General features: G+C 44.0%; 13 protein-coding genes and 1 tRNA gene. 7 read left to right on the forward strand and 7 right to left on the reverse strand.

Annotated features, from left to right (window positions below; genetic code table 11):
* Positions 1-116: 116 nt before the first annotated feature.
* From CEX98_RS14410 to lolB, 7 genes are all read right to left on the reverse strand, one after another.
* Positions 117-193 (reverse strand) — tRNA-Met (locus CEX98_RS14410).
* Positions 194-522: 329 nt separating this feature from the next.
* The gene (ychF, locus tag CEX98_RS14415) at positions 523-1,614 is read right to left on the reverse strand and encodes a redox-regulated ATPase YchF (protein ID WP_099642752.1); all 1,092 of its coding nucleotides are present in this window, start codon (positions 1,612-1,614) and stop codon (positions 523-525) included.
* A gap of 95 nt (positions 1,615-1,709) precedes the next feature.
* On the reverse strand, positions 1,710-2,294 hold the full coding sequence (gene pth, locus CEX98_RS14420; RefSeq protein ID WP_099642753.1) for an aminoacyl-tRNA hydrolase: 585 nt from the start codon (positions 2,292-2,294) through the stop codon (positions 1,710-1,712).
* A gap of 19 nt (positions 2,295-2,313) precedes the next feature.
* On the reverse strand, positions 2,314-2,922 hold the full coding sequence (locus CEX98_RS14425; RefSeq protein WP_099642754.1) for a 50S ribosomal protein L25/general stress protein Ctc: 609 nt from the start codon (positions 2,920-2,922) through the stop codon (positions 2,314-2,316).
* A 160-nt stretch (positions 2,923-3,082) separates the two neighbouring features.
* Positions 3,083-4,030 carry a ribose-phosphate pyrophosphokinase gene (locus CEX98_RS14430; protein ID WP_099642755.1) on the reverse strand — a complete coding sequence of 316 codons (948 nt, stop codon included), beginning with the start codon at positions 4,028-4,030 and terminating at the stop codon, positions 3,083-3,085.
* Positions 4,031-4,122: 92 nt separating this feature from the next.
* Positions 4,123-4,971 carry a 4-(cytidine 5'-diphospho)-2-C-methyl-D-erythritol kinase gene (gene ispE / locus CEX98_RS14435; RefSeq protein ID WP_099642756.1) on the reverse strand — a complete coding sequence of 283 codons (849 nt, stop codon included), beginning with the start codon at positions 4,969-4,971 and terminating at the stop codon, positions 4,123-4,125.
* Complete coding sequence (lolB, locus tag CEX98_RS14440) at positions 4,968-5,552, reverse strand: lipoprotein insertase outer membrane protein LolB (protein ID WP_172439778.1); 585 nt, start codon at positions 5,550-5,552, stop codon at positions 4,968-4,970. The genes ispE and lolB overlap by 4 nt, the downstream gene beginning before the upstream one ends.
* Positions 5,553-5,635: 83 nt before the next feature.
* Between lolB and hemA the strand changes: the two genes are divergently transcribed.
* The 7 genes from hemA to CEX98_RS14475 all read left to right on the forward strand — a co-directional run bounded on the left by hemA (position 5,636) and on the right by CEX98_RS14475 (position 13,083).
* The gene (hemA, locus tag CEX98_RS14445) at positions 5,636-6,892 is read left to right on the forward strand and encodes a glutamyl-tRNA reductase (RefSeq protein WP_099642758.1); all 1,257 of its coding nucleotides are present in this window, start codon (positions 5,636-5,638) and stop codon (positions 6,890-6,892) included.
* Positions 6,893-6,898: 6 nt separating this feature from the next.
* Positions 6,899-7,987, forward strand: coding sequence for a peptide chain release factor 1 (gene prfA, locus CEX98_RS14450; RefSeq protein ID WP_099642759.1), 1,089 nt, complete (start codon positions 6,899-6,901; stop codon positions 7,985-7,987).
* Complete coding sequence (gene prmC, locus CEX98_RS14455) at positions 7,987-8,829, forward strand: peptide chain release factor N(5)-glutamine methyltransferase (protein WP_099642760.1); 843 nt, start codon at positions 7,987-7,989, stop codon at positions 8,827-8,829. The genes prfA and prmC overlap by 1 nt, the downstream gene beginning before the upstream one ends.
* A gap of 47 nt (positions 8,830-8,876) precedes the next feature.
* Positions 8,877-10,418, forward strand: coding sequence for a DUF3369 domain-containing protein (locus tag CEX98_RS14460; protein WP_099642761.1), 1,542 nt, complete (start codon positions 8,877-8,879; stop codon positions 10,416-10,418).
* 8 nt (positions 10,419-10,426) lie between these two features.
* On the forward strand, positions 10,427-10,801 hold the full coding sequence (locus CEX98_RS14465; RefSeq protein WP_099642762.1) for a SirB2 family protein: 375 nt from the start codon (positions 10,427-10,429) through the stop codon (positions 10,799-10,801).
* A 176-nt stretch (positions 10,802-10,977) separates the two neighbouring features.
* Positions 10,978-11,811, forward strand: coding sequence for a tetratricopeptide repeat protein (locus CEX98_RS14470; protein WP_099642763.1), 834 nt, complete (start codon positions 10,978-10,980; stop codon positions 11,809-11,811).
* A gap of 21 nt (positions 11,812-11,832) precedes the next feature.
* Positions 11,833-13,083, forward strand: coding sequence for a DUF819 domain-containing protein (locus CEX98_RS14475; RefSeq protein ID WP_099642764.1), 1,251 nt, complete (start codon positions 11,833-11,835; stop codon positions 13,081-13,083).
* The last annotated feature ends 3 nt before the right edge of the window (positions 13,084-13,086 follow it).

The raw sequence follows: 13,086 nt of genomic DNA on the forward strand, positions 1-13,086 counted from the left end.
TTTTTTGCATTAGTTATTGGAACCTAAATCCAGCGTCTATATCAAGACAACTGCCAATTCCGATACTTCCGCACATTTTTTTGCTAGCTCGATGAGTTTTGGTAGTAGTTAAAGTATGGTGGCTATGCCCTGATTTGAACAGGGGACCCCATCATTATGAGTGATGTGCTCTAACCAGCTGAGCTACATAGCCATCTCTTTAACTTCTCATCATCGCTGATGCGGGGCGTATTATGCGTATATGCCCCCAAGCCGTCAACACCTTTTTTGCAAAAAATCTGCTAACACAGTTTGTTTGCAGATAAATTAAGCGAAACGGCCTGTTTTTATATCAAATCCTATAGGGCAATTGCAAATTTTTAACAATGTTGATGAGTTTTTAGTCTTGCACACTCTATCACAGGCTTGAAGAATAAGGCGTTTATTTGGCGAGTTACCCTGAGCTCAAGTTAATTTGTCTGGTTTGGGAAACAAAAAAGGAGCCGAAGCTCCTTTTAGTGGTATATCGTGTCGTTAAAACGATTATACGTTGAACAAGAAGTTCATCACATCGCCATCTTTTACGATGTACTCTTTACCTTCTTGACGCATTTTACCTGCGTCTTTTGCACCAGACTCACCACGGAACTCGATGTAGTCATCAAAACCGATAGTTTGTGCACGGATAAAGCCACGCTCGAAGTCAGTGTGGATCTTACCTGCCGCTTGTGGTGCTGTTGCACCGACAGGGATAGTCCATGCACGTACTTCTTTAACACCAGCTGTGAAGTAAGTTTGCAGCTTCAATAGTTCATAACCACCACGGATAACGCGGTTAAGACCAGGCTCGTCAAGGCCTAAGTCGTCCATAAACTCTTTCTTGTCTTCTTCATCAAGCTCAGACAGTTCAGCTTCAATCGCAGCACATACAGGAATGACAACGGCGTCTTCAGCCGCAGCAATTTCACGCACTTTGTCAAGGAATGGGTTATTTTCAAAACCGTCTTCATTAACGTTTGCAATATACATGGTTGGCTTGATAGTCAAAAAGTTTAAGTAGCTTATTGCAGCCGCTTCTTCTTTATTAAGCTCTAAAGAACGAAGGGTTAAGCCTTCATCTAAGTGTGCTTTTACTTTTTCCAGTACTACAAGCTCGAACTTAGCGTCTTTGTCACCACCTTTGGCTTTTTTAGCGTTACGTAATACAGCACGGTCAGCTGTATCCATATCCGCAAGGACCAATTCAGTATTGATAACATCAATATCTTCAGCTGGGTCAATTTGACCAGAAACGTGTACGATATTTTCGTTCTCGAAACAGCGCACAACGTGACCGATAGCGTCGGTTTCACGGATGTTTGCTAAAAACTGGTTACCTAAACCTTCACCTTTAGATGCACCTTTTACCAAACCGGCAATATCCACGAATTCCATAGAAGTCGGGATGGTACGCTGAGGGTTGACGATTTCAGCTAGCTGGTCAAGACGAGCATCTGGTACAGGTACTACACCGGTATTCGGTTCGATAGTACAAAAAGGAAAGTTTGCGGCCTCAATGCCCGCTTTAGTCAACGCATTAAATAAAGTAGATTTACCTACGTTAGGTAAACCAACAATGCCACATTTAAAACCCATAGTGTTTATTCCTAAATTTCTACCGTATTATCTCAAATTCGCATATACGAACCGAGAAGCTTAGGTATTACTCAATCAATCGCAGCAGTGAACTGTTACGGTTTAAATGAATGTAGTCTATTTTGCGCCTTTAACACACCGTCTTTTGCGAGTATTTCCATACATCTGACCGCTTCATCAACAGCAGCATCAATTTTTTCTTGATCCGCTTGTGGGGCTTTGCCTAAAACCCAACCAGTTACCTTGTCTCGATGACCGGGGTGACCAATTCCAACGCGTAGTCGCATAAACTCTTTGTTGTTTGCCATTTTTGCGATGATGTCTTTTAAGCCATTATGACCACCATGGCCGCCGCCTTTTTTAAGCTTGGCGATGCCAGGTTCGAGATCCATTTCATCATGAGCAACGAGAATGTTCTCGACGGGGATTTTATAAAAATTGGCAAGACTGGAAACCGCTTTACCACTTAAATTCATATAAGTAGTAGGGATCAGCAACTTAAACTCTTGGTTATTGATGAGCACTTTACCTGTAAGGCCGTGGTGCTTAGAGTCTGGTTTTAGGAGGCAGTTGTATCTTCTGGCTAGTTCTTCGATAAACCAAGCGCCAGCATTATGACGGGTGTTTGCGTATTCGGGGCCTGGATTTGCCAGGCCCACAAGCATTTGAATATTATTCAAGGTGCTAACACCTGAATAATTACTCAGCTGCGTCTTCAGTAGACTCTTCAGCAGGAGCTGCTTTAGGAGCGTTTACTGAAACAACTGCTTGGTCGTGATCTGCACCTTTAGCAAGCTCAACTGAAACAACGCCAGCTGGAAGTTTGATATCAGATAGGTGTAGAGTTTCGCCAACAGCTAGTGTTGCTACGTCAACTTCGATGAACTCAGGAAGTCTTGCAGGAAGACAAGTGATTTCAATTTCAGTTAGTTGGTGAACGATAGTGTTGCCACCTTTAGTTGCTTTCTCTTCGTTGATGAAGTGAACAGGAACCTTAGTGTGTAGCTTTTGGCTAGCATCAACGCGTTGGAAGTCTAAGTGAGTAAGCTTAGGCTTGTACGGGTGACGTTGGATATCTTTAAGAATTGCTTCAACAGACTCACCGCCAATGTTTAGCGTTAGGATGTGAGTGTAGAAACCTTCGTCTTCTTGCGCTTTCAATACTTTGTTGTGGTCCAAAGTTAGTGAAACAGCTTCTTTACCTGCACCGTAAAGGATTGCAGGAACTTTATCAGCGCGACGTAGGCGGCGGCTCGCACCAGTACCTAGGTCAGAACGTACTTCAGCGTCTAGTTTGTAGTCAGACATGGATGTCTCCAAAATAATTAAGTTAATGTGTCAGAAAGCTCGCGACCAAGCTCCCTGCCTAAAAAAGGCGCGCCAATATAACACTAACGCCCCTACAAAGAAACCTATAAAACAAAAAAAGCACCAGAGGTGCTTTTTGGCTAATCGTCAAATTGACTGATTAGTGTTGAAACATCGCAGAAATTGACTCTTCATTGCTAATACGACGGATGGTTTCAGCCATCATATCTGCTAGCGTCAATACTTTAATGTTATCAAGCGCTTTCAACTCGTCAGAAAGCGGAATTGAATCCGTTACAATCACTTCATCAATGACAGAGTTACGTAAATTTTCTGCAGCATTGCCCGAAAGTACAGGGTGCGTTGCATAAGCAAATACGCGTTTTGCGCCATGCTCTTTTAATGCAGCCGCTGCCTTACATAATGTACCACCAGTGTCGATCATATCATCAACGATGATACAGTCACGGCCTGCAACATCACCAATAATGTGCATCACTTGAGACACGTTTGCTTGTGGACGACGCTTATCAATGATAGCAAGATCTTTATCATCTAATAGTTTTGCGATCGCACGAGCGCGAACAACACCGCCAATATCTGGAGATACAACTACTACATCTTCAAATTGACGCTCTTTCATGTCTTCGATTAGCACTGGGCTACCGAACACATTGTCTACAGGCACGTCAAAGAAGCCTTGGATTTGTTCTGCGTGTAGGTCAACGGTAAGAACACGGTCAACACCAACGCTTGAAAGGAAGTCTGCAACAACTTTAGCAGTAATTGGAACACGAGCAGAACGCACACGGCGGTCTTGACGTGCATAACCGAAATAAGGAATAACGGCTGTGATACGACCAGCAGATGCACGACGTAGCGCATCAACCATGACGATTAACTCCATTAAATTATCATTTGTAGGAGCACATGTAGATTGGATGATGAATACATCTGAACCACGAACGTTTTCGTTGATTTGAACGCTAATTTCACCGTCGCTAAAACGGCCAACAACGGCATCACCTAACTCAATAAACAAACGTTTTGCAACTTTTTGAGCTAGCTCAGGTGTTGCGTTACCAGCGAAGAGCTTCATGTCGGGCACGGTAGGGTTCCTCAGGCACTGAATTTTTTGGACTAACATGCAATGACCATGAAATAAAAAAGTCAAAACAAGCTAACTTAAACGATTTACTTCTAGTTTTGCCAAGCGCGCAATTGTCTATGACAAATTGACTCACTTGTATTTTGGGCAATAAAGCCCTGCCAAGATGAAGGTAGAGACTCGAGCACACGCAGCGCTGCCTCACGATTTTCGAATTCCGCGAAACAACAAGCTCCAGTACCAGTCATTTTGGTTGGTGCATATTTTAGCAACCACGAGAGGGTCTTTTCAACCTCGGGGTAAAGCTTTTTGACAAGAGTTTGACAGTCGTTACCTGTTTCAGAGAGTTTCCAGCCATTTTCAAGCTTAGGTGTATTGCGTGGTAAGTCGGGGTGAGTAAAGACTAACGCAGTACTTACATGTACAGGTGGTGCGACAACCAAATACCACTTTTGCGCAATATCCATTGGCTCCAACTGCTCTCCTACACCGTGTGCGACAGCCGTTTTACCTTCGACGAATACAGGCACATCCGCGCCCAACTGCAATCCAATTTTTGCAAGTTCTTCAATAGTCAGCTGGCATCGCCATAATATATTTAATGCCAAGAGGGTTGTAGCTGCATCAGACGAGCCTCCACCAACCCCCCCCCCCATTGGCAAATTTTTAGTCAGGTGAATTTCAACGCCCACATTTATTTTTTTATAAGACGCAAGTAGTTTAGCAGCCTTATAAATGAGGTTGTCTTCAAGGGGAATACCTGAAGTGTCGCCTGTTACTGTGATTTGGTCACTATTTTCAATAAGAGAAAAAGTAAGTTCATCACCAAAATCTAAAAATGTGAACAGGGTTTCGAGTTCGTGATAGCCGTCAGCTCGACGGCCATTGATGTGCAAAAATAGGTTTAACTTTGCCGGAGCGCTTAGCGTCAATGTCTTCATTTAAACTGCCATGAAGTAATTAATACTTTGACCTCAATATTGGTCGATGAGAGTTTCATACGGCTGGGCAGCCACATGCCGTCCTGCATTTTATATTGTTGATAAGTAATTTGCCACACTCGGCCCGACGGGCTTTGCCATTGAGTGCTGCTTACCCTACCTAGGTCATCAAGTTTACTGGCAGGAGCATCAACCAGCCCAGTTAACCATTGTGGTGCTTGATTAACAGGGAGCGATAGACCGCTTAGGCGCTTTACTAGATCGCTGCTGTCCATACCTTTGTGGACGTTATCTTCAAAAGTAAGCTGTGAATGTGTATCGAGCTCTTCTAGCTCAAAAATACGCGTACCAACAAAGCTAGTTAAAATTAGATTTTGCTTATCTTCTTGCAAATACCAATTAAAGTTTGCTGACTGGCGATTATCTGGCGCAATAAAGGCAAGTTTGCCTCTTGCTTGCCAATTTTTTTGTTGTTTTAGCTTAGATTGCCAGTTTTGTGCTACGTTTTGCTTGGGTAATTGCTGCGCACAACCGGTTAAAATTAATAAAAACATGAGTAAAATCAAATGAAGTTGTCTCAAAGGCTTTTCCTTACTTTCCATATTCGATTGATTTTTGGTAAAATTGCCGGCTTTAAAGCAGGGCTCGAGCAACACTGGCATCTATGACCATCATCGCACTTGGCATCAATCATAAAACCGCGTCTGTAGAATTACGTGAAAAAGTTGCGTTTTCTCCAGAACAGCTTACAGAAGCATTGCACCAACTCCAACATTCTTCGCAGTTTAAAGAATCTGTGATTGTGTCGACCTGCAATCGAACCGAAATCTATTGTAGCCTTGAGTCTGCTGATCCCCAAGCATTACTCGGTTGGCTGTCTGAGTTTCATAACATAGAACAACAAGACTTAACCGAAAATGTCTATGTACATATGAATCAAGATGCGGTTAATCACTTGATGCGGGTGGCCTGTGGACTGGATTCTTTGGTATTGGGTGAGCCACAAATTCTCGGTCAAATAAAACAGGCGTTCAGTACGGCAAAGCAGCATCAAGCCATTCAGCCTACCTTTGAGCGATTGTTTCAGAAGACTTTCTCTGTAGCAAAACAGGTGCGAACAGAAACCGACATTGGCGCCAGCGCTGTCTCTGTTGCTTATGCCGCTGTAAATTTGGCAAAGCACATTTATGGTCAGCTCGACAAAACCCAAGTGTTACTTATCGGTGCGGGTGAGACAATTGAGCTCGTTGCGAAACATTTATCGCAGCACAACCCTAAATCAATTACCGTTGCCAACCGCACCATAGAGCGCGCGCAAAACTTAGCAAAAGAAGTCGGTGGCAGTGTTATTTCTTTGGCACAATTACCAGACGCATTGCCAGATGCCGATATTGTGATTAGTTCTACGGCAAGTACATTGCCAATTATTGGCAAAGGGGTGGTTGAGCAAGCACTCAAAAAGCGCCGTCATAAACCTATGCTATTTATTGATATCGCAGTGCCGCGAGATATAGAGAGTCAAGTGGCAGAGCTAGATGCCGCCTACCTTTACTCGGTTGATGATCTACAAGCAATAGTCAACGAAAACTTGGCTAGCCGAGAGCAGGCCGCCGTCGAGGCGCAACAAATTATTGATGCGCGAACGCAAGAGTTTTCTGAGTGGCAGCGTTCTTTACATTCCGTCGATGTCATTAGGCAGTATCGTCAAAGCGCACAAGAAATAAAAAATGAGCTCGTCGAGAAAGCCTTAAATCAGCTACAATCGGGCAAAGACGCAGATAAAATAATTATTGAATTAGCAAATAAGCTGAGTAACCGGCTAACCCATGCACCTACACGCGCCATCCAAGAGGCCGCGCGCGAGGGCAATATCGACAAGTTAGCGCAACTCAAGCAAACATTAGGAATTGAGCAGGAATAACAGTTAATGAAAGAGTCTGTATATCGTAAGTTAGAAACCTTAGTAGAGCGCTATGAAGAAGTGCAAGCCATGCTAAGCTCACCTGAGGTAATTAGCGATCAGAACCGCTTTCGCGCCTTATCAAAAGAGTTTTCTGAATTAGAAGACGTAGTTAAAGCGTTTACAGCCTATCAGCAGGCCCAAGAAGACGTCGCAACTGCGGAAGAAATGCTAAAAGACTCAGATCCAGATATGCGAGAAATGGCGCAGGAAGAGTACAAAGAAGCCAAAGCTGCCATCGCTGCACTTGAAGATGACCTTCAAGTATTGATGCTGCCTAAAGATCCAAAAGATGACAATAACGTGTTCTTAGAGGTACGTGCCGGAACCGGTGGTGATGAAGCTGCGATTTTCGCGGGTGACTTATTCCGTATGTATAGCCGCTATGCAGAAACCCAAAAATGGCGAGTGGAAGTGGTGAGCGCCAACGAAGGTGAACACGGCGGATATAAAGAAGTAATCGCTAATATCAGTGGCGATGGCGTATATGGTAAGCTGAAGTTTGAGTCAGGAGCACACCGAGTACAGCGTGTTCCTGAGACAGAGTCTCAAGGTCGTGTTCATACCTCAGCGTGTACAGTGGCCGTGATGGCTGAAATCCCTGAAGCCGAAGCCATTGAAATCAATCCGTCGGAGCTGAAAATTGATACCTTCCGTGCATCGGGGGCCGGTGGTCAGCACGTCAACAAAACCGATTCTGCAATCCGTATTACTCACTTGCCTACCGGTGTGGTAGTAGAGTGTCAGGACGAACGTTCACAGCATAAGAATAAAGCCAAGGCATTATCTGTACTAGGCGCGCGTTTACAACAAGCAGAAGACGAAAAGCGTGCAGCAGCAGAAGCATCTGAGCGCCGTAACTTAGTCGGTAGCGGCGATCGTTCTGAGCGTATCCGTACCTACAACTTTCCTCAGGGGCGTATTACCGATCACCGTATCAATTTAACGCTATATCGTTTAAATGAAGTAATGTCGGGCGAACTCGGTGCGGTTATCGATCCGCTGGTAATTGAATATCAAGCAGATCTACTAGCTGCGATGAGTGAAGGCGATTAATGTCCACGCTCACCATTGCCCAAGCTATTGCTTGGGCAACCTCCCAACTTAAGCCGTATTCAGAATCGGCAAAACTAGACAGTGAAGTACTGCTGCTTCATGTGATTGAAAAAAATCGCACCTATCTGTTTACTTGGCCCGAAGCTGAACTGACTAAAACGCAACAAATGTTATTCAATGAACATGTCGCACGTCGAGTAAAAGGCGAGCCTGTTGCACATATCACCGGTCAGAGAGAATTTTGGAGTTTGCCGCTTAAAGTTAACAACAGCACGCTGATCCCAAGACCTGATACTGAAACGTTAGTTGAACATGTACTCACTCTTGCCATGCCAAATGACGCAAAAGTGCTAGACTTAGGCACAGGCACTGGTGCAATTGCTTTGGCACTGGCAAGTGAATTCCCCACTTGGCAAATCACAGCAGTAGACGCTTCTGCTGAGGCTGTCGTCTTAGCTCAGGCAAACCAAGCCCAACTAGGGTTTGATAATGTAACGATTTTGCAAAGCGATTGGTTCAGTGCCTTAGCAAAGCAGCGGTTTGATTTAATCGTAAGTAATCCGCCTTATATTGACGAGCAAGACCATCATTTATCACAAGGCGATGTAAGATTTGAGCCGCTTAGTGCACTGGTTGCTGATGACCACGGCTATGCTGATATTTTTCATATTATCACCATGGCTAAACAGCATTTAAATCAGGGGGGTTATTTACTGCTTGAACATGGCTATGAACAAGCGGAGAAGATCCAACAGTTTTTTGCAGAAATGGCGTATATTAATATACTTACAATAAAAGATATGGCAGGGTGTGATAGAGTGACTTTGGCAATGCTGCCCTAAAGCCATGAACCCACACAAGAGTTAGGCGCTTCAATAGGATCCGCAATATGGATGATTTTTTGTTTTCAGACGAACCCGCTGACGTAGTTGAACCTGAAAAGGTCGGTACTTGGAAAGTGATCATCGTTGATGACGAACCCGAAGTTCACGCAGTGACCAAACTGGCATTAAGTGATTTTGAGTTTCAGAAAAAGCGCCTTGAATTTATTAGCGCTTATTCGGGTGAAGAAGCAAAAAAGATTGTCGATGCGAATCCTGATGCGGCTGTTGTGCTACTCGATGTTGTCATGGAAACCGATGACGCCGGCTTACAAGTAGCGAAGTATATTCGTGAAACGGCCAAAAATAACCACATTCGTATCATTTTACGAACTGGTCAACCTGGGCAAGCACCAGAGCGTCAAGTTATTGTTAATTACGATATCAATGACTATAAATCAAAAACCGAACTAACCGCGCAAAAACTCTTCACTGTGGTGATGTCTAGCCTGCGCTCATATCGCGACATTCTTGCCATTGATCAATCAAGGCAGGGGCTTGAGAAAATCATTAAAGCCTCCCGCGATATTTTTGCTACCCACTCCATTGAAAGCTTTATCGAAGGAGTCTTGCAGCAATTGACTTCGTTAATTGGTACGGTAGACCAAGCGATGTACGCCACTTCACTCGCGGCTGGAAAAGAGGCCGGGCAGCCGAATGAGCAGTTAATCGTGTTTGCTGGACGTGGCGAGTTTGAAAGCAGTGAAGGAAAACCCATTTCTGAGGTGTTAAGTACCGACCAAATGGACGCGTGTTTAAAAGCACTGCAAGACAAAGATATTGTGTATAAAGACAACTATCTATTTGCTTACTGCTCAAGTGATTACAACCACGCTTCTATGCTGTTTGTGTCTGGTATTCCGGAGTTTTTAACCGAAACACAAAGGCACCTCATAGATATATTTGCACAAAACATGCAGTTAGCTTACGAAAATGTTCAACTGCAAGCTGAAATAGAAGACACTCAACAAGAGCTAGTGATCCGCTTGAGCGAGGCGCTGGAGCTACATTCAACAAACACCGGAAACCACGTTAAACGGGTTGCCCATCTTTGCTATGTACTGGCTAAAGAAATTGGACTCTCAGACAAAGAAGCCGAATTAGTAAAAATGGCCTCGCCCCTTCATGATGTGGGTAAGGTGGGGATCCCAGATGCGATTTTAAATAAACCAAGCAAACTTAACGACGAAGAATGGAAAGTGATGCAAACGCATACCGATAAAGGATTTGAATTGCTGAAAGACTCTCGTCGTGAAATTGTGAGTGCCGGGGCGCTAATAGCACGAGATCACCATGAAAAGTGGGATGGTAGCGGCTATCCCAAAGGTAAAAAAGGCGAAGACATTCACCTTTATGCACGTATCGTCGCGCTAGCGGATGTGTATGATGCGCTGCGCCACAAGCGTTGTTACAAAGAAGCATGGAGTAAAGAAGATGCGCAAAAAGAAATCACAGCGCAAAAAGGCAAACACTTCGACCCTGCATTAGTAGATGTATTCAACCGCTGCCTAAATGAGTTAGAATCAATATTACAACGTTTCCCTGATTAGAGAATTTTATGGATTACATGGCGTTAAAACACACCCACTTGTTATTTGTGGTGTTAAGTATTGTGCTCTTTTACACTCGTGCGGTCTCTCGTTTAAATACTGGTAAATTAGCAGCCAACAAGGGTGTATTTATCACCAGTCACAGTGTCGATACTTTACTATTAGTTAGCGCGGTTATTTTAGCCGTTACGGCTGGGTTGAGTCCTGGACAGCAACCTTGGTTACTGCAAAAAATCATCTTAGTATTTGGTTATATCGGGCTTGGTTTTGTGATTGCCAAAGCAACAGCTAAAAAGACTAAGCTACTTGCGCTTGGCGCAGCAACGCTCGTGTTAATGGCGATTGCGCATCTTGCTGTTAGCAAACAAGGCTTGTTTGCTTAACGCTATCAAGGCGCTTAGTTAACCCTAAGCGCTCATATATCTGCTTAAATCCTATAAATATTTTATTATTTCGTGAGACTGGTTTTAGGATTACCGCGTCACCCCTATTGGGAATATGACAAAAAATGGTAAACTAGTCGTTCTTAACGAAAGCAATTCAAGAGAAACCGAATTATATGAAGAATGATATCTGGTTAGATGAGAAAGACTTATCTCTCGATGACAATTCAGATGCATTTTCCTATCCGCCGTTGATAAGTTGTATCAAGGCTGAGCAAAATTGGGATGCACAAGCTGACACCAATGAAACTTTGTGTCAGCTAGCAGAGCTTGAATTTGCAGTGGATGAGATCCGCCAAAAGCATGCCAACAAAGATCAACGTTTGGATGAAATTTTAGACGCATTTTACACCCTGTGGCTATTCAGCGGCAGCAGTCAAGATGTACCTGAATATAAGCTCAATAGTGTATGTTATGCGCTCTCAATGCGCAGTGGGACAAACACTGCATTGGGGCTTATTTTGGTGCACTTGCTCGAGCGTGCCCAATTAAATGCCAGCCTTGCATTAAGCCAAGGGGAAATCATAGTGCACGTTGCGTGCAGTGATGAAGAAGGGTATGTCGTAGAGCCAAGCTCGGGACATCAGACGTGGTATGTCATCCCTGAAAACGAAGATAAAGATAAAGATCAAGACAAAGACCAAGAGCCTATGGAGCTTATTTTTAACGAAGAGTCGTTAAAACTATATTTGTCTCAGCAAAAATGGGCGTTCATTGCCGCGGAAAAGTTTGGTCATGCATTGAGCTGCGTAGAGCAGTTAATGGATATTTTAGGCGATGATCCTTATGAGCGTCGTGACCGTGGCTATTTATTGAACCAGCTGAACTGCCCAAAAATGGCAAAAGACGATTTACAGTTTTTTATTGATGAGTGTCCGGATGACCCAACCATCGAAGTCATCCAGCACCAGATCAAAGAATTAGCCGATCATAATAATATTTTGCATTAAAAATAATAACAGCGAGGATTTATGGAGCAAAGCGCTGCGCTCGTTACCAATAACGCGGTAATCATGGGCCTATTGGCCGTTATTCTAGGGTTTGTTTTTTACACATCTAGCCAAAAAAGTGGCTTCTGGGCCAAGTTCTATAAATATGTTCCTGCGCTATTAATGTGTTATTTCTTGCCGTCATTGCTCAACACATTTGGCATTGTGGATGGTAACAATAATGACGTCTATACGGTGGCAAAATATTTTCTCTTACCTGCTTGCTTAGTGTTACTGACACTCAGCATTGATCTTAAGTCTATCGCGGCATTGGGTAAAAAAGCGATTATCATGTTCTTGACTGGCACGGTGGGGGTTGTAATTGGTGGTCCAATTGCGCTCTTATTAACAGCGACCTTTATGCCTGAATTACTCGGCGTTAGCGGTCCTGAAGCCGTATGGCGCGGAATGGCAGCCCTTGCAGGTAGCTGGATTGGCGGCGGCGCTAACATGGTTGCAATGAAAGAGATTTACGGCGCAGGTGGTGAAATCTTTACGATTATGGTTACGGTTGACATCGTAGTGGCGAATTTATGGATGGCATGTCTACTTTATATGGCTGCACGAAATAAAGAAATCGACGCTAGAACGGGAGCTGATACTTCTTCAATCAACCGCTTGATTGATAAAGTCCAAGCGTTTGAGGCCGAGCATGCAAGACGGCCCGAGCTAAAAGACTTTATGATCCTAGTCGGGTTCGCGTTTGGTGCAACCGGCTTAGCGCACTTTGCGGCAGATTTACTTGTGCCATTTTTCAGTGCTAACTATCCAGAACTAAAGAAATTTTCGCTTCATAGCAAGCTATTTTGGATTATTGTATTAGTTACGACGATTGGATTGGCCTTATCATTCACCAAGGCTCGCCAGTATGAGGCCGTTGGCGCGTCAAAAATAGGCTCGAGCTTTTTATATATACTTGTCGCGACGATAGGCTTACACATGGATATTACCAAGATTGTAGAAGCGCCTAAGTATGTCGTGATTGGTGTGATTTGGATGGCAGTGCATGTTGGACTGTTATTTATTGTTGCTAAACTCATTAAAGCCCCTGTGTTTTATGTTGCGGTAGGCAGTAAAGCAAACATTGGTGGTGCGGCATCTGCCCCGGTTGTTGCTTCAGCATTCCATCCTGCGCTTGCGCCGGTTGGGGTACTGTTGGCGGTACTTGGCTATGCCCTTGGTACATATATGGCTTGGTTATGCGGACAACTACTCCGTGTGATCGGTAGCTAAAGG

Source organism: Pseudoalteromonas piscicida, assembly GCF_002744175.1.
Classification (GTDB): Bacteria; Pseudomonadota; Gammaproteobacteria; order Enterobacterales; family Alteromonadaceae; genus Pseudoalteromonas; species Pseudoalteromonas piscicida_B.